Annotated in this window: 17 protein-coding genes and 1 pseudogene; 9 read left to right on the top strand and 9 right to left on the bottom strand. The window is 57.9% G+C overall.

The genetic code is table 11. From position 1 onward, the window contains the following. Positions 1–67 precede the first annotated feature (67 nt). Both AB6729_RS01510 and AB6729_RS01505 read left to right on the top strand, forming a co-directional pair. The gene (locus tag AB6729_RS01510) at positions 68–691 is read left to right on the top strand and encodes a trimeric intracellular cation channel family protein (RefSeq protein WP_371079795.1); all 624 of its coding nucleotides are present in this window, start codon (positions 68–70) and stop codon (positions 689–691) included. Positions 692–903: 212 nt separating this feature from the next. Next, the gene (locus AB6729_RS01505) at positions 904–1,644 is read left to right on the top strand and encodes a GvpL/GvpF family gas vesicle protein (protein ID WP_371079794.1); all 741 of its coding nucleotides are present in this window, start codon (positions 904–906) and stop codon (positions 1,642–1,644) included. A gap of 60 nt (positions 1,645–1,704) precedes the next feature. Here the strand turns inward: AB6729_RS01505 and pgsA are convergent, their stop codons facing one another. Together pgsA and AB6729_RS01495 are read right to left on the bottom strand one after the other, a co-directional pair. Further along, entirely contained in the window at positions 1,705–2,391 is a 687-nt protein-coding gene (pgsA, locus tag AB6729_RS01500; RefSeq protein ID WP_371079793.1) for a CDP-diacylglycerol--glycerol-3-phosphate 3-phosphatidyltransferase, read from the bottom strand. A 171-nt stretch (positions 2,392–2,562) separates the two neighbouring features. Beyond that, the gene (locus AB6729_RS01495) at positions 2,563–3,858 is read right to left on the bottom strand and encodes a Glu/Leu/Phe/Val dehydrogenase (protein ID WP_371079792.1); all 1,296 of its coding nucleotides are present in this window, start codon (positions 3,856–3,858) and stop codon (positions 2,563–2,565) included. Between the two features lie 233 nt (positions 3,859–4,091). Between AB6729_RS01495 and AB6729_RS01490 the strand changes: the two genes are divergently transcribed. From AB6729_RS01490 to AB6729_RS01480, 3 genes are all read left to right on the top strand, one after another. Beyond that, positions 4,092–4,430 carry an L-rhamnose mutarotase gene (locus AB6729_RS01490; RefSeq protein ID WP_371079791.1) on the top strand — a complete coding sequence of 113 codons (339 nt, stop codon included), beginning with the start codon at positions 4,092–4,094 and terminating at the stop codon, positions 4,428–4,430. Continuing rightward, positions 4,427–5,611 carry a TIM barrel protein gene (locus AB6729_RS01485; protein ID WP_371079790.1) on the top strand — a complete coding sequence of 395 codons (1,185 nt, stop codon included), beginning with the start codon at positions 4,427–4,429 and terminating at the stop codon, positions 5,609–5,611. Before AB6729_RS01490 ends, AB6729_RS01485 begins: the two co-directional genes overlap by 4 nt. A gap of 277 nt (positions 5,612–5,888) precedes the next feature. Continuing rightward, a complete protein-coding gene (locus AB6729_RS01480) occupies positions 5,889–6,767 on the top strand; it encodes a c-type cytochrome domain-containing protein (protein WP_371079789.1) in 879 nt (292 codons plus the stop codon). A 60-nt stretch (positions 6,768–6,827) separates the two neighbouring features. Here the strand turns inward: AB6729_RS01480 and AB6729_RS01475 are convergent, their stop codons facing one another. Continuing rightward, positions 6,828–7,043: a hypothetical protein gene (locus AB6729_RS01475; RefSeq protein ID WP_371079788.1), complete on the bottom strand. Its 216-nt coding sequence runs from the start codon at positions 7,041–7,043 to the stop codon at positions 6,828–6,830. Between the two features lie 114 nt (positions 7,044–7,157). Here AB6729_RS01475 and AB6729_RS01470 point away from each other — a divergent pair, with 114 nt between their 5' ends. From AB6729_RS01470 to AB6729_RS01455, 4 genes are all read left to right on the top strand, one after another. Beyond that, positions 7,158–8,294 (top strand): dipeptidase, encoded by a 1,137-nt coding sequence (locus tag AB6729_RS01470; protein WP_371079787.1) that lies wholly within the window; start codon positions 7,158–7,160, stop codon positions 8,292–8,294. Positions 8,295–8,328: 34 nt separating this feature from the next. Further along, positions 8,329–9,087, top strand: a complete 759-nt coding sequence (locus tag AB6729_RS01465) for a peptidylprolyl isomerase (protein WP_371079786.1) — start codon at positions 8,329–8,331, stop codon at positions 9,085–9,087. A gap of 38 nt (positions 9,088–9,125) precedes the next feature. After that, positions 9,126–9,647: a peptidylprolyl isomerase gene (locus AB6729_RS01460; protein ID WP_371079785.1), complete on the top strand. Its 522-nt coding sequence runs from the start codon at positions 9,126–9,128 to the stop codon at positions 9,645–9,647. A gap of 104 nt (positions 9,648–9,751) precedes the next feature. Next, positions 9,752–10,912, top strand: coding sequence for an acyltransferase family protein (locus tag AB6729_RS01455; RefSeq protein ID WP_371079784.1), 1,161 nt, complete (start codon positions 9,752–9,754; stop codon positions 10,910–10,912). Positions 10,913–10,976: 64 nt separating this feature from the next. Here the strand turns inward: AB6729_RS01455 and AB6729_RS01450 are convergent, their stop codons facing one another. From AB6729_RS01450 to AB6729_RS01425, 6 genes and pseudogenes are all read right to left on the bottom strand, one after another. Then, positions 10,977–11,708 (bottom strand): SDR family oxidoreductase, encoded by a 732-nt coding sequence (locus tag AB6729_RS01450; RefSeq protein ID WP_371079783.1) that lies wholly within the window; start codon positions 11,706–11,708, stop codon positions 10,977–10,979. A 183-nt stretch (positions 11,709–11,891) separates the two neighbouring features. Then, positions 11,892–12,485: pseudogene (locus AB6729_RS01445) on the bottom strand (class I SAM-dependent methyltransferase); the annotation flags it as partial. A 239-nt stretch (positions 12,486–12,724) separates the two neighbouring features. Then, entirely contained in the window at positions 12,725–14,218 is a 1,494-nt protein-coding gene (gene mqo / locus AB6729_RS01440; protein WP_371079782.1) for a malate dehydrogenase (quinone), read from the bottom strand. Positions 14,219–14,307: 89 nt separating this feature from the next. After that, positions 14,308–15,471 (bottom strand): threonine synthase, encoded by a 1,164-nt coding sequence (locus AB6729_RS01435; protein ID WP_371079781.1) that lies wholly within the window; start codon positions 15,469–15,471, stop codon positions 14,308–14,310. A gap of 20 nt (positions 15,472–15,491) precedes the next feature. Next, positions 15,492–16,043, bottom strand: coding sequence for a DNA-3-methyladenine glycosylase I (locus AB6729_RS01430; protein WP_371079780.1), 552 nt, complete (start codon positions 16,041–16,043; stop codon positions 15,492–15,494). After that, positions 16,040–17,314 carry an MFS transporter gene (locus AB6729_RS01425; protein ID WP_371079779.1) on the bottom strand — a complete coding sequence of 425 codons (1,275 nt, stop codon included), beginning with the start codon at positions 17,312–17,314 and terminating at the stop codon, positions 16,040–16,042. The genes AB6729_RS01430 and AB6729_RS01425 overlap by 4 nt, the downstream gene beginning before the upstream one ends. Positions 17,315–17,347: the final 33 nt, after the last annotated feature.

Raw genomic sequence — 17,347 nt, 5'->3', positions numbered from 1 at the left:
TCTATTCAGTCAGATTTTACAGATTGGTCCGTCCATTCCGTTGCCTCCGCCGCAGCGGATTTCTGGCGTGTTTTTTCGTTTCTTTGAAATTGCCGCGATATCACTGGGTGCGCTGGGCGGCGTACTTGCCTTGCGTCGCGATCACGGCTCGCGCTACGACGTCATTGGATTGCTCGGACTGGGCCTGTTAAGTGGCGTGGGAGGAGGCCTTGTACGTGACATCATGCTCGGCGACGGACCTCCGCTGGCGCTCGTGCATCCTTCCTATCTTGCCTATGCGCTTGCCGGTGCCGCCATCGCAATTTTCTTCGGCCACACCGTGGGGCCACGCATGCTTGCCTTCATGAACATCGTGGATGCGCTTGCGCTGGGACTTTTCACAGTTGCAGGAAGCACACGCGCCATGAATGCGCATCTCGGTTTTCTGCCATGCCTGATGCTTGGTGTCACAACGGCCGTTGGTGGTGGCGCCCTGAAAGATTTATTCAGCGGCAAAACACCCGCTACGTTCCACGAAGGCGAACTCTACGCGCTGGTCGCCACCTTCGCAGCCGCAGCGTTTCTCGGACTCGTTCATATGGGGGTTCCGGTAAACCATGCTGCGTCCATCGGTACCACCATCGGATTTGGTTTACGACTGCTTGCCATTCGTTATGGTTGGCGCACTCGCGCTATTGGAGCACTTTCGTAACCGAAACGTTTCGATCACAAGCGCAGCCTGCAAATCCCCAAAGTGTCCCAAAGAAAGCCAGAAACGCAGGCTTGCCAACTGTTTCTTCGTGCGCTTACTATTCGCTTCGCGTCGGGAGATTCACATTTCACCCAGACGCCCGAGACCCGGACAGGTCAAACCGTAACCATGGGGTTACCCATGTAACGGCGCGAATTGGGAGAGAAACAAAGATGTCGTGGTATGCCTATTGCATCGCGGAAAGGACTGCCTTTCCGGAGCTTCTTCGCCACCGTCGTCCGATGCCACTCGATGGAATTTCGGGCCTCTTCGGAAATCAAGCCTTCGCCTTCCCCGCCAGTGACCTCGCCGTTGTTGTCTCGGAACACACCCCCGAAGACGACGCTCGCATGGACCAACAATCACAGCGTGACCATGCGCGTGTGATTGCGGAGTGCTTCAAGCACGCTACGGTCCTACCCTTCCGCTTCGGAACCCATTTTGAGGACGACGACGCACTGCGCCGTTCCGTCCGCTCCAACCATCGCCACTTCATTCACAATGTGGAACGACTGCGAGGCAAAGCGGAGATGCACCTGAAGGTGCTCGTCGACGACATCTGCGGGGAGTCCCACAAGATTGCCCAAGGCACGGTGGGCAAGGAATACCTTGCCAGCCTGCGCGAAACCGCAAGTGCACAGCGTGAACGCCAGTCCAAAGCCCGCGCCCTGCAGGTGCAGATGCAGCGCATGTTCCTGCCCGACGCAGAAGAAGTTACCTGCAAGCGTGCGGGCGAAGGCAAGATGCTGCTCGACATCGCCCACCTGGTCGACAAGAAGCACGTCGAGCGCTACCAGAACAAGTACTCCACAGCCATGGACATGCTGAAGGACTGCCGCATGCAACTCTCCGGCCCCTGGCCACCGTACCACTTCGTGCAACGGCACCAGCCGCCGCACAACTCCGCCAACTAAGAGGTTGGCCCTTAACAACAGGAAAGCCCGCTCAAACGAGCGGGCTTTCCTGTTGTTAATTCATGCGTTTCCCGCAGTAGGCCCCACGGCCGCCACAGTCTTCTTCCGGCTCATCAAACGGCTGCGCTTCTTCCGTGAAACCTGGCTGGCATGATCCAGCTTGCTCCAGAACGCTACGAAGTAATCCACTGCGCTCAGGATCGACACAAACGTCATCCAGTAGATCGCAGTCACGGCGATCACGTGCACCGGAACGAAGAACCAGCCTGTGTCGTTCCGCCAACCCGGGCCTACCCACCATGCATTCCATCCGCGATCCAGAATCGCGGCCACCACGGAAACGATTTGAAGCACCGTCTTCAGTTTGCCTACTTCGCTGGCGTCGATGGTGAATCCTTCATTTGCCGCGATGGAACGCAGCCCGCTCACAAGGAACTCACGGCCGATCACAAGCACTGCAATCCACGGCTTTACAACATGCGGGTTAAAGCTGACCAGGCAGACATAACCCGCGGTCACCAGCATCTTGTCCGCCAGTGGATCCAGCAGCATACCGATGGTGGTGATCTGTCCGCGTTTGCGTGCCAGGTATCCGTCCAGCCCATCTGTAATCGCCGCCGCAATGAACAGCAGCGAGGCCGCCACTTCCTGCGTATGCCCCGACACCGGAGAACTAGCAGAAAGCAGCCAGATAAGCAGCGGAAGGCAAACTATCCGACTCATCGTAATGGAATTGGGCAGATTCAAACGGAATGTACCTGGCCGCAATCAGGCACCATGCCAGACAGCGGCGTCACCATGATTCTTGCACAGGAGGAATAAGAAAGGCAGAGCGCAATGTGCGCCATCTCCGCTCAATGACCCCAATGGCTCATTGCAATGATTGCGCACGCGAACGCGCTCATTGCGCTCTGCCTTTTACGCATAGATGCCCCGCTGCTTCGTCGTATATGCCACACGGTCAATCGCCAGCATATAGGCCGCAATGCGGTTGTTCACGCCGTGCGACTCCGCATAGCGGACGACGTCCTGGAAGCTCTGAATCATCAGGCGATCGAGGCGGTCGTTGACCTCATCCTCTGTCCAGAAATAGCCCATGCGATCCTGCACCCACTCAAAGTAGCTGGCCGTCACACCGCCCGCGTTCGCCAGAATATCTGGCACAACGAACACGCCATTCTGCTCCAGGATGCTGTCCGCGGCAGGCGTCGTAGGCCCATTCGCACCTTCTACAAGAATCCTTGCTTTCACCGCACCGGCATTGCGACTGGTGATCACATTCTCATGCGCCGCAGGAATCAGGATCTCGCACTCCGCGGTCAATAGTTCTTCGCTATTCGCCTCGGACGCGCCACTGAAATTGCGGATCGATCCGGTCTTTTTGCGATGTTCCACCAACATAGGAATGTTAATGCCGTCAGCGTTGTACAAACCGCCATCCCATTCTGCAATGCCAATCACCTTGTAGCCTTTTTCGCGCAGCAGGAGTGCGGCGTTCGATCCCACGTTGCCAAATCCCTGCACCACCACGCGGCAATCCGCAGGCTTCATGCCCAGGTATTGCAGCGCCTGGTCGCAAGCTACGGAAACACCACGCCCCGTGGCGGCCGTACGTCCACGCGAACCACCAATGTTGATGGGCTTGCCCGTCACCACACTCGTCACTGTCTGCCGCATGTGCATGGAATAGGTGTCCATGATCCACGCCATCGTCTGCTCGTTGGTATTCACATCCGGCGCGGGGACGTCCTTCTCAGGACCAAACACATCGATCATCTCCGCGGTGTATCGGCGCGTCAGCCGTTCCAGTTCGCCCTGGCTCATCTTCTTCGGATCGCAGATCACGCCGCCCTTCGCGCCGCCGAATGGAATGTTTACGACGGCGCACTTCCACGTCATCCAGCTTGCCAGTGCGCGCACTTCGTCCAGCGACACGTCCGGCGCATAGCGAATACCGCCCTTTGCCGGGCCGCGCGCCATGGAGTGCTGTACACGATAACCGGTGAAAACCTCAATGCGGCCATCGTCCATCATCACCGGGAAATGCACAATGATTTCGCGATTCGGCTGGCTCAGAACCTTCCAGATTCCTGCGTCCAGATCCAGTTTTTTTGCTGCAAACTCAAAGCGGGCGGCCTGAGCCTCCCAGGGGTTCATTTCTTTATCAAGAGCTGCTTCTGCCGCAGCCTGTTCCAGATCAATTGATACTGCCATACTTCTACGCCTTCTTTCCTTCGTCTCCTCCGGTCACGCAGGGCCGCAAAAGACCACTCCAGTTGGACGCCTCAAAACCTGCCACAGGTGCATACATAATCCACGACATGCGGCCCCACAGCGGCCAAACCGGCGAAGTATAAGCACCGCGTCGAACAATGAGCAAGACACGCCGAGCGCTGTGTATCGTATCGGCCAACAGCGTTTAATCTTCTTGCGGAGGGATTTCGCACGTGCCACGGTACGCCTATCAGCTCCGCATCCGCAAAGGCTGCGAAGACGAATACGATCGCCGCCATGTGGCCGTATGGCCAGAACTACTGAAGGATCTGGCCGACGCAGGCGTCCGCGAATACTCCGTCTTCCGCCGAGGCCAGCAACTCTTCCTGTACCTGCATGTGGACAGCTTCGACGCTTTTCTTGCGCGCATGGCAACCAGCGAAGCCAACACCCGGTGGCAGGCCATGATGGCTGACATCTTTGAATCCGTGCCTGATCTTGCACCCGGCGAACGTTTCGCCATGATGCCGGAAGTCTTCTACATGCCTGGTCGTCCCGAAGGAACTGAATGAACGACGCACAGCAGAAAGTTTTTGCCGCACTCGACAGCTTTCGCATCGAGCTTCCCTCCTGGGGCTTCGCGAATACCGGCACACGCTTCGGCAAGTTCATCCAACCCGGCGCCGCCACCACCATCGCGGAAAAGTTCGCAGACGCAGGCATGGTGAACAAACTCACCGGCGTCGCGCCCACCGTGGCCTTGCATGTCTTGTGGGACCTGCCGAAAGGTGAAGGCTCCGTCAGCGAGATTCGCCAGCTTGAACAGCAGCACGGCATCCGTTCCGGCTCCATCAACCCGAACCTGTTTCAGGATCAGGTCTACAAGTTCGGCTCACTCTGCAACCCGGATCCCGCCATCCGCAAACAAGCCACCGATCACATGATCGAAAGCGTGCAGATTGCCAAAGCACTCGGCTCGCGCGACATTTCCCTGTGGCTCTCCGATGGCGCGAACTACCCCGGCACGCAAAGCGTTCAGCGCCGCATCGGCTGGCTGACTGAAGCACTCGCCGCAACGCATGCAGAACTCGCACCGAACCAGCGTCTACTCGTCGAATACAAACCCTTCGAACCAGCGTTCTACTTCACGGACCTTGCTGACTGGGGCATGGCGTACACCATGGCGAAACAAGCCGGACCACAGGCTGTGGTGCTTGTCGATACCGGCCATCACGCGCTCGGCACCAACATTGAACAGATCGTGGCGTGGCTGCTGCATCTCGGTATGCTCGGCGGCTTCCACTTCAACGACCGCAAGTTCGCCGATGATGACCTGACGCTCGGCTCCATCGACCCCTACCAGGTCTTCCGCATCTTCCACGAAATCCATGCACACACCGCCAGCGGTGGCAGCAACGACATCGCTTACATGATCGACCAAAGCCACAACCTGAAGGGCAAGATGGAGGCCATGGTGCAGACCGTCGCCACCGCGCAGGAACTCTACGCCCGCGCCGCGCTCATCGAACAGGCCAAGCTCTCGGAACTGCAGGATGCTTGTGCGCTGGTGGAAGCCGAAGAACTCTTCCGCGACGCCTTCTTCACCGACGTTCGTCCGTTGGTGCAAGCGTGGCGCACATCCAAAGGCCTGCCAGCCAATCCACTTGCTGCGCTGAAAGAAAGTGGCTACGTGGAAACCATCAGCCACGAACGCGCCGCAAAGAACGCCAGCAGTGGTGGCTCCTACGCCTGAGCCGCCCCGTTGCGCGAATCAGACAAGCTCGTCCTGAACGAGGCAAGTACCGTCAAGTGCGTCATTCTGAGCGAAGCGAAGAATCCCAACGCATTTCTCAAGCAGCAACGCTGCTTTCGAGCTTTCGCGCAAATCTCAAACCAGCTTCGCGCTGCGAAGCTCATACGAACGAAGTTCGTCATCCTGGGCAAAGCCGAAGGACCTGCTTTCTTTCGTGCACCACTACGATGCGTCAGGAAAGCCAGTCCATCGTCACATCCGCTAAGCTCAAAGCAGGATGCAGACGCAGGAAGAACAGCTTTACACCACCAACCGACCACACCCTAAGGTGTGGATCGCCAGCACAGCAGCAATTCTTCTGCTGCTCTCATTGCCATCCATCCTGCCGCCAGACGGCCAGACGTATCCCGGCCAGTTCCTCGGACGCTTCCACGTCGGCCTGATCCATCTGCCCATCGGTCTGCTATTTCTGGTGCCTGTCTTTGACCTTGCCTCAAGGAAGCGCCCCGCACTGCAACAAGCGGCATCACTCACGCTCAACATCGCAGCCATCACGGGCTTTCTCTCTGCACTGCTCGGCATCGTTCTGGCCCATGCAGGAGCCTTCCCCGCAGATCAAGTGCGTACACACCTGTGGACGGGCATCGTGCTGGCCATCGCAGCCATCGTCATCACCCTGCTACGGGCCTTGCTTCCCCAGCGAGCATCACTCACCATTCCTCTCGCCCTGCTGACACTTTGGACCGCCCACACCGGCGGCAAAATCGTTTACGGCGACGACTGGCTTACGGAGTTCGCGCCACATCTGGCTCCCTCACGCAGCTATCCTGCCGTTGATCCCGAAGGTGTCTACGCCAAACAGGTGCAACCCATCCTGAACGCCAACTGCGTCAAGTGCCACGGCTCGCAGGAGCGCAAAGGAAATCTCAGGCTGGACAGCTATGCCCATCTGCTGGATGGCGGTGCCAGTGGCGACATCGTGGGCGCAGGGCATCCCGAACGCAGCATCCTGCTGCATCGCATTACTCTGCCACCAAACGATCCGAAGCTCATGCCAAAGAAGGGCGAACCGCTTACCTCGGCGGAAATCGAAACCCTCCGCGCATGGATCACCGCAGGGGCTTCGCCATCCGCCACATCGAACACGCAGCCATGAAGCACGAGAGGCCCAGCGACTGGGATCGCAGAGCCTCTGCCTTCGTGTCCGGGGAAGGGGTTATTTGGTAAAGATGTTTCCGTCCTCATGTGCCTGGCGGTTGATCGCACGGCGTGCGGAATCTTCCGCTGCCCGGTCAATGCCTGACTGGTGTCCGCTCTCAGCACGCTCCAGCGAATTCACACCCGGACGCGCTGGCGTATCCGGCGTATTCACCTTTTCCTTTGCTACTCCCTCGCCCTCACCTGCAAATCCATTTCCGGTCAAGCTGCTCATAGTCCGTCACCTCGCCCAACATAGACGCGAAGACCATGCCAGGGTTTGCCACGCCATTCCACGGCAAAACCACGAACCAAAAGAAGCAGCTGCACTCGCGCTAACATGATACAGATGAGAAACTTAATCGCAGAAGCGAAAGCGCTACATGACAGCAGCATCGTGCTGGACGGCCACGCCGATACGCCGCAGCGCTTTGTCGATGAGGGCTGGAACTGGGCTGGCTCACCGCTTGGCATGGGCCAACTCTCCGCAGAAACAGCCGCTGCGGGTCACCTGCACGGAGGCTTTTTCATCGCGTGGCCAGAGCCGGATGCGTGGGTAGGAAAGTTCGCGGAACGTACGCGCAGTCTTATCGCAGGCATCCACCAGCAGGCCGCAAAACATCCGCAAGCCATTACCGTCTGCACCACCGCAGACGAAGTGCGCCATGCCAAACGCAATGGCCAATACGCCGCGCTGATCGGCATCGAGGGTGGACATGCCATCGAAAACAGCCTGGACAATCTTCGCGAATTTCACGCCAGCGGCGTACGCTACATGACCCTGACCTGGGCCAATGCGAACGACTGGTGCGGCTCCAGCGGCTATGGTGGCCATGGTGGCCTGACCGCCTTTGGACGCGACGTAGTCCGCGAGATGAATCGCCTCGGTATGCTCGTCGACGTCTCCCACGTCAGCGACGCCGCCTTCCATGATGTTCTCGAAACGTCGTGGGTGCCGGTCATTGCCTCGCATTCATCGTCGCGTCACCTCTGCCACGCAGTTCGCAACCTCACCGACGAGATGGCCCAACGGCTTGCAGCAAGGGGCGGCATCGTCATGGTGAACTTCTTTGCGGGCTTCCTCAGCGACACATGGCGAGAGGCCTGGAACGCCATGAAGCCGGAAAGAAATGCGGCTCTCGACAAGGCGCGCGAAGACTTCCGCGCGCAGGGCAAGCCCTTCCTCTTCTTCGACGAACTCGCCATCGAGCGCAGCTTCGCCCGTCGCATTCCACCGGTTCCCTTCTCCGTCCTCGTCGAGCATTTCGACCACCTGCTACGCCTCATCGGTCCGAACCATGTCGGCATCGGATCGGACTTCGACGGTATCGCCCTGTCTGTGGAAGGCATGGAAACCGCCGCCGATCTGCCAAAGCTCACCGCCGCACTTCTGGAATGCGGATGGGCCGCGGAAGACCTTCGCGGCATGCTCGGCGAAAACCTGTTGCGTGTGCTGAAACAGGCCCAGGACTTTGCCGCCGCGTGACCGCTTCCGCCGCGCGGCGTATTCTGGAAACGGCATGATGTTCCGACTTGCGCCCCTATCTCTCTTCGCGATTCTCGCCGTTGCTCCGGCAGCGGCACTGGCACAGGCAGGGTCCACCGTACCGCCTGCCCAGCAGCAGAATCCCCCGGCTAAGCCTGCGGACGACCTGCCGGATTCACCCGGAGCAGCCGAAGGCCTCGGCGTTCCACCCGCACCGAACGGCCCCACGGCCGTCATTGACACCACCATGGGGCGCCTGATCTGCCAGTTCTTCCGGAACGAGTCGCCAAAGACCGTGGAGAACTTCATCGGTCTGGCCACTGGCACCAAGGATTTCACCGACCCCACAACCGGTCAGAAGATGCACGGTGTGCCCTTCTATGACGGCACCACCTTTCATCGAGTGATCGCCAACTTCATGATCCAGGGGGGCGACCGTGCCGGCACTGGCGCCGGAGACGCTGGCTATTACATTGGCGAAGAGCGTTCGCCCGGCCTGCGGTTTGACCGTGAAGGCCGCCTCGCCATGGCCAATGCAGGCGCCAATACAGGCAGCACGCAATTCTTCGTTACAGAAGCACCCGTTCCCGAACTGAATGGCAAACACACCATCTTCGGCCAGTGCGATCCGCACTCGGTGCTGGTCGTGCAGTCCATTGCCCGCGTGGAAAAGAACTCGCAGGATAAGCCGGTCACACCTGTGACCATCAAACACATCACGATTGTTCCAGAGGGTGGCACGATCCCTCCGGATCCGATGGCGACCCAACCTGCCGCACCCGCAGCGCAGTAAACATCCAACTTTGTTGCAGCAATAGAAAGGAAACATCCATGGCAGAACGCACACCCGGTACCTACGCCATCTTCAACACCAGCGAAGGCACCATCGTCACGCGCCTCTTTGAGAAGGATGCGCCGGAGACCGTCGCCAACTTCATCGGCCTGGCCGAAGGAACCAAAAGTTGGGAGAGCCGCAGCAAGAAGGGCGACAAGCTCTATGACGGCACCATCTTCCATCGCGTGATTCCTGAGTTCATGATCCAAGGTGGCGACCCCGAAGGCACCGGCATGGGTGGCCCCGGCTACCGCTTCGCAGACGAAACCAAAGGCTCGCCGCACGGCTTCCAGGAAGCCGGCAAGCTGGCCATGGCCAACGCAGGCCCCAACACCAACGGCTCGCAGTTCTTCATTACCGTTGCGCCGACTCCCTGGCTCACCGGCCGCCACACCATCTTCGGTGAAGTTGTCGAAGGCTACGACATCGTCGAGAAGGTCAGCAAGGTCGCTCGCGACGGCATGGATCGCCCCAAGAAGCCGGTCGTTCTTGAATCGGTTGTTATCGAACGCGTCTAGCCTTAACGCATCGCTACAAAGAAACGGCCCGCTTCGGTGGGCCGTTACTTTGTAGCGATCCAACATGATCCCTGGAAAACATTTGTGTATGGTGGTTGGAAGTCATGAGCCAGCCCCACGCACGCATCCAGCCTAAACAACACTTTGAAATCCTTGACGGTCTGCGCGGAGTCGCAGCCATGATGGTGGTCCTCTTCCACATATGCGAGACGTGGAACGGTGGTGACCACGCCAGGCAGATCATTAATCATGGCTATCTGGCAGTGGACTTCTTCTTCATGCTCTCTGGCTTTGTCATTGCTTACGCGTATGACAGCCGCTGGAACCCTGCCAACGACCAGCCACGCATGACGGTGTGGGACTTCTTCAAGCGACGCATCATCCGGCTGCAGCCCATGCTTATTATGGGCAACGTTCTTGGTGCGCTGCTCTTTTACTTCAGCGCCAGCCCCAGGATCTTTCCGATTGTCGCAACCACATCCGTATCGAGACTCATTCTCATCGCACTCATCGGCTGCACCGTGATTCCGATTCCCATCTCAATGGATATTCGCGGCTGGCAGGAGATGCATCCGCTCGCTGGAACAGCGTGGTCGTTGTTCTTTGAATACATTGCCAACATCGCTTATGCGCTGGGCCTGCGCAAGGTATCCAATCGCGTGCTGATGGTGCTTACAGCGCTCTCCGCGGCCCTGCTCACGCACTACCTTGTCACCACGCCGCGCGGTGACATTACGGGAGGCTGGTCGGTCAATGCGATGGAACTCAAAGTCGGCTTTATCCGGCTGCTCTTTCCGTTCCTGGCGGGTATGCTCCTGCAACGCATGCACAAGCGCATCCACGTGCGGAATGCCTTTCTGTGGTGCAGCCTGTTGCTTGTGGTCACTTTCATCCTGCCGCGTTTCGGCACCACGGCTACGCTCTGGAAAAACGGGCTGTATGAAGCAATGGTTGTTATTTTCGTGTTTCCGATCATCGTAGCGATGGGCGCAGGCGAGCAGATCAACGGGCGAACAGCCACTCGGCTGTGCCGTTTCTCAGGCGGAATTTCCTATCCGCTCTACATCACGCATTACTCGCTCATCTACATCTACACAGCCTGGGTGTACGACGGAAAACTTACCCCCGCGCAGGGTGCGGCATGGGGTGCTGCGTTGTTCGTGACCGCCGTCGCCATCGCCTATGCCTGCCTCAAGCTTTATGACGAACCAGTGCGCCGTTGGCTGAACCGCCGTTTCCTGATAACTGGCACTACGACACGATAGTTTCGAGGGATAGGGAATGGGTTCGATTCATTCCCCTATCCCCCTCGGAAAGACACGACATGAACTACCAGGGGTACGTGCCATCCTTGTGGAAGAAGCCGCCTGTGGGGCTGTCGTCAGGCTGCTGCGCGAAACGCACAATAGCCTCAGCGCCTTCTTCGATGGTCTGCGTGCCGGTGTTACCGTTAATGTCCGTTGCGGTGAAGCCGGGGCAAATGGAATTGACCCTGATATTTGTGTCTCGCAACTCCCACGCAAGATCAACGGTGAACATATTCAGCGCAGCTTTTGAGGCGTTGTATCCAAGAGGCTTCACAGGATAGAACGGCGAAGCAGGATCGCTGTTGAGTCCGATAGAGCCAAGTCCACTTGAAACATTGATGATGCGCGCGCTTTCGGCGGCGCGAAGCAACGGCAACAACGGTTGCGTGAACTCGACCGTGCCGAAGAAGTTGATGTCGAAGGTGCGTCTCACCGCATCGATCTTCGCAGTGCTTGCCGGGCTGTCACCACCGGTCAGATCGAAGATGCCCGCGTTATTGATGAGCACGTCCAGATGGCCAAACTCCTTCTGGATCTGAGCGGCAAGCGCTGTGGCTGTCTCAGAAGCACGATCAAGGTCGGCCACAACATAGCGAACGTCCGAGCCCTCGCTGCGAAGCTTCGCTGCCGCATCTTCGCCACGCTTGGCATCACGAGCACCCAGCAGAACGGTAAATCCAACGCGCCCCAACTGCCGAGCCACTTCAAAACCAATGCCTTTGTTTGCGCCTGTAATCAGAACAACCTTTGCCATGCCTGTCTCCTTGCTTCGTGAGCAGGAGTTAGACGCTGCAGAAGAAATGGGGATTCGTCTTAATTCTGATTCCCCGCGACAGGAATTACGAAGAAACGATCAGGGGTAACGGCAAGGAATGGCGCCAAGATACCGAAGCTGCGGGAACCGCCTATCTGTTCCGTAACCTCTGCCTGGATGCTCTTATATGCGGCTAACCACAAGTCGAAGTGAACCTTCGAAATACGGCTGATTACGGAGGTAGCCATATTTTTCGTTCCACACACCGTTGTTCAGATCACGAGTCAAGCTTTCCACACAACGAGTCTCTACTGAAGGCTCCACAAAGCTCCACGCAGAATTAGCACGCCGGGCTCCTGGATCCAAGAGGGCTTCGGGACGTCCGTAATAGGCTTCGCTAAAACCATCAGAGCAATGCAGAGGAATGGGTATGGCAATGACCTCCACATTCCCGCCAAGACCATCTTCAATCGACTGCATCGAGGGATACCGGCGAGCTTCTACCTCAATCATCTCGGGAGCGTAATCCTGCAGCCAAGACCGGTGAAGCGAATCGGGATCGCAAGTCAGGATCAGCACCGGTCCACATGTGACCCTTCGCATCTGAGCTAAACCAGCCCCCAAATCTGACCATTGATGAACGGAGAATGAGGCCATGCTCGCATCGAAACTTCCGTCTGCAAAGGAAAGATTCTCAGCAACAGCATCCACTGCCTGCGGAAAATGAGTGGGCCTCTGCGCACGCATCGAAGCAGATGGCTCAACAGCAGTCACACGCCGGTCGTGGGCTCGTACGAACCTGCTCCAGCCCCTACATTCAGAACTGTTCTCGCCTCACCCAAGGCCCTCTGAATGAACGCGGCAATCCTTGGCTCGGGTTTTCGGTAAGAGGTGTAACCAGTCCCGATGGCCGCATAATTGGCATCGCCGGCACTCCCATCACTATGCCTCTTTCCCATCTCGAATCCTCTTCTAAAGCATGCAATGTAGCTTGGCCTCTCTATAAACGGACATCGCTACCGAAGCTGCAACAAGCGCCCCGTTCGCTCCGTAACCTCAGCTAAAAGCTCCGGCTCCTTCGCCATGGAACGTCCATAGCTCGGGATCAGCGACTGCAGCGCCTCTGACGTACAAGCCTCCTGCGACACCACGGAAGTACCACGTGTAATCAGCTCCAGCATGATGGAAACCGCAGTGGATGCACCCGGCGAAGCGCCCAGCAACGCTGCCAGCGATCCATCTGCGCTGCGAATCACCTCGGTGCCAAACTCCAGCCGCCCGCCAGCCTTTTCATCCGGCTTGATGATCTGCACACGCTGCCCTGCAATCTCAAGAACCCAATCCTCACCGCGAGCCGTCGGCACGAACTCGCGCAGAGCATTCACGCGGTCTTCCTGCGACTGCATCACCTGCCCGATCAAATACTTCGTCAGGTCCAGGTTGTGCGCACCCGCACCCAGCATGGAAACGAGATTTCCTGTGCCAATGGACTTCGGTAGATCAAGGAACGAACCGAACTTGAGAAACTTCGTTGTGAAGCCCGCAAACGGCCCGAACAACAGCTCCTTCTTGCCGTCGATCACGCGCGTATCCAGATGCGGCACACTCATCGGCGGCGCGCCCAGCGCGGGCTTGCCGTACACCTTGGCCGCATGGCGTTCAATCACCTCGCGATTCGTACAGCGCAGCCACTGCCCACTGACGGGAAAACCGCCATAACCGCGGCCTTCCGGAATCCCCGACTTCTGCAGCAACGGTAAAGCCCCACCGCCTGCGCCAAGAAACACAAACCGCGCCGTCACGCGGCTGGTGTTACCAGTGGCCAGGTCTTCTACTTCGACATACCAGCGCGTATCCGGTAACTGCGTCAGTTCCGTCACACGGTGCCGCATGACCACGCGGCTTCCCTGCTGTTCCAGCGCGCCGAACAACATGCGTGTCAATGCGCCAAAGTTCAGGTCAGTACCAAACTCCGCGCGCGTTGCTGCCACAGGCTCAGTCGGCGAGCGCTGCTCCATCATCAGTGGAATCCACTGTTTCAGGACTGCAGGATCATCTGAGAACTGCATACCTGCAAACAGCGGGCAGGCCTGCATCGCGTGGTAGCGCTTACGCAAAAACTCCACGCTCTCCGCACCAGAGACAAAGCTCATGTGCGGCACAGGATTGATGAACTGCCTGGGGTCTGAGATCAGACCACGCTCTACCAGCGCCGCCCAGAACTGCCGCGAATGCTGAAACTGCTCGTTGATCTTGATGGCCCGATCAATGGCAATGGAACCATTCTCGGCCTCGGGCGTGTAGTTCAATTCGCACAGCGCCGCATGGCCGGTGCCCGCGTTATTCCACGCATCCGAACTTTCTACAGCGGCGCGATCCTGCGTCTCCACCACGGTCAATTGCAGCGAAGGGACCAGCGACTTGAGCAGGATGCCCAGCGTGGCAGACATGATACCGGCGCCTACCAGCAGTACATCGGTCTCGGTAGGCAGAAGTGCAGTTTCAGACATGAAAAAAGCCTATCAGCGTGAAAACACGAGGAGCAATGCGATCACCGGACAATCAGTCCGATCACCGCACAGCCCTCCACGCACTGACGTTATACCGCGTGATGCGCCCGCTGCATGACGTTCAATACATCGGTGTACTTGTTGCCCGTACCGGTGTTGAAGATCACCACGCGGTCCGTCTTCTTCAGAAATCCGTTTTCAATCAGCCGGTCGTACGCTGCCGTAGCCGCCGCACCCTCCGGCGACAGCAGGATTCCCTCATTCCGGCCCCAATCCTGGATCGATGTGAAGATCTCATCGTCCGTCTGTGAAATCACCGTGCCGCCGCTCTCACGCACCACGTCCAGGATGATGTAGTCGCCGTACGGCTTCGGCACTCGCAGACCGCTCGCCAACGTATGCGCATTCTGAAACATCTCGCTGGCATCCTTGCCTTCGCGATACGCTTTCGTCACTGGCTCACATCCAGCAGCCTGGCACGCGATCATCTTTGGTCGCTTGCCGGATACCCAGCCAAGCTCCTCCATCTCAAGGAACGCCTTCCACATGCCGATCAGGCCAACGCCGCCGCCGGTGGGATAGAAGACCGCATCGGGATACTCCCACCCAAGCTGCTCGACCAGTTCGTAGCCCATGGTCTTCTTGCCTTCCACGCGAAACGGCTCCTTCAGCGTGGATACATCAAACCATCCCTCGGTTTCCTTGCGCGCGGCAACAATCTTCGCGCAATCACTGATCAGGCCATCCACCAGCGTCATGTTTGCGCCATAAGCGATGCACTCCACCTGGTTGGCCAACGGCACATCCTGCGGCATGAACACGTGCGCCTCAATGCCAGCAGCCGCCGCATACGCAGCACACGCGCCGCCTGCATTGCCTGCGCTGGGCACGGCCACTTTCTGCACGCCATAGTGCTTCATCATGGTCATGCACAGGCTCATACCGCGCGCCTTGAAGGTGCCCGTGGGATTTGTGCCTTCTTCCTTCAACAGCACATTCGGATTGCGCCGCGACGCTATCACCGGCGTCCATCCTTCGGCGAGTGTCACCGGCAGAGCATCCGGCAGCACCGGAGCATAGCGCCACATGCTATCGGTCTGCGGAAGGCTGTCGCGAACTGCGGTTCCCTTCAATTCGGAAAGGTCATACCGCACATAAAATGTGCCAGCACATACAGAGCAAACTGTCCGCGGCACATCCGCACTTTCGCGATGCTGACAACGCGAACACTCCAGAAAAGAAATTTTCGGCATACTTCAACAGGATAGAGGATTTATAGCTGCTTGCGACGGTAGCAATGCGCCACATGGTCATTCACAATGCCCACAGCCTGCATCCACGCATAGGTAATGGAAGGCCCTACGAATTTAAACCCGCGTCGTTTCAGCTCTTTTGAGATGGTCTTGGAAAGCTCCGTCTCCGCAACCACCGTTCCATCACCGCGCAACACTTTGCCTTTCGTGAAGCTCCAGCAGAAATCGGCGAAGTCTTCACCTTTCTTCTGCATATCCAGGTAAATCTGCGCGCCTTTGATCGTTGCTTCGATCTTCGCGCGTGAACGCACAATGCCCGGATTCGCGAGCAATATCTCAATCTCGCGCTCGCCGAACTTCGCCACCTTCTTCGGATCGAAGCCGAGGAACGCTTCACGAAAATTCTCACGCTTACGAAGAATGATGGTCCACGACAACCCTGCCTGAAAGCCTTCCAGCATCAGGCACTCCCACAACATACGGCCGTCGTGCACCGGCACACCCCACTCTTCATCGTGGTACACCGTCTCCATCGGATCGCGCTCACTCCATTTGCAACGCTGCTTCGTCATGCTGCCTCTTTCTTCGGTTGCAGAATGCCAAGTTCTTCATATCGCGCCCGTATATGCAGGCGCATGGTTGATGTCTGCGACCAGAAACACGCCCCCGCCAGCAGTACGCACACGCCGCTGAACACCAGCGTGTGTGGCGCGCCTATCCGGTGTGCCAATGCACCCGCCTGCAGACTTCCGAACGGCGTCATGCCGATGAAGGCCATCGTATAAAAACTCATCACACGGCCGCGTTTCTCTTCCGGTGACAGCGTCTGGATGATCGTATTGCTTCCACCCATCCCTGTCATAATGCCGAAGCCCATCGCCACCATGGCCAGCAACGACAGAGCGACCCAGTGCGACATGCCAAACACAATAAGCGCCGCACCAAACAACGCACCACCGTATTGAACGTAACGCAGAAGCCCAACGGCATTTTTTCGAGATGCCAGCAGGACTGCAGCTACCAAAGCCCCCACAGCATTGGCTGTTGTAAGCAGTCCCAACATGCGTGGACCACCATGCAACACCTGCGCTGCAAACAGTGGCAGCAAGGCCATCTGTGACATTCCCATCAGACTCGTCATCGCGAACAGCAACAGGATGTTTCGTACAGGAATGAAGCGGCTTACATAGCCCCATCCCTCACGCATCTGTTCCGCCATGGCAGGACGATGATGCGCACCCGGTACATCCGGCTTGATCCGCATCATCAACAACGACGCGATCACTGCAAGATACGAAACACCATCAATCCCGAAGCACCATCCCTCGCCAAGCTTTGCAATCACAATCGCAGCTACTGAAGGCCCCACTAAACGCGCCACATTCACCATCGACGAGTTCAGCGCAATCGCATTGCTCAGGTCTTCCTTGTCCGGCACCATCTTCGTCACAAACGATTGCCGCGCAGGCATATCGAATGCATCAATCAATCCCTGCAACGCAGCCAGCGCAAGAATTTCCTGAATGGTAATGACCTTAGCCAGCGTCAATGCCGCAAGCGCAAGCGACTGTACAGCAGCCGCCACCTGCGTCATCACCAGCAGTTTGCGGCGATCCATGCGGTCCACCCACACACCCGCAAACGGAGCCAGAACAAACGTAAGAATCTGCCCGGCAAACCCCACCATACCTAACAGAAATGCCGAATGTGTCAGCCGGTACGTGAGCCATGACAGCGCCAGCCGCGTCATCCACGTCCCCATCAATGACACGCACTGACCGGACAGGTAAAGCCGGTAATTGCGGTGCCGCAACGCACGCATGGTGTGCGCAAATCGGCTCATCGGCGGTTGCGGCAAAGCTTGTTCTGTCAACGA

The organism is Terriglobus sp. RCC_193 (assembly GCF_041355105.1).
Lineage (GTDB): Bacteria > Acidobacteriota > Terriglobia > Terriglobales > Acidobacteriaceae > Terriglobus.
This window is presented reverse-complemented; position numbering and strand designations above follow the sequence as displayed.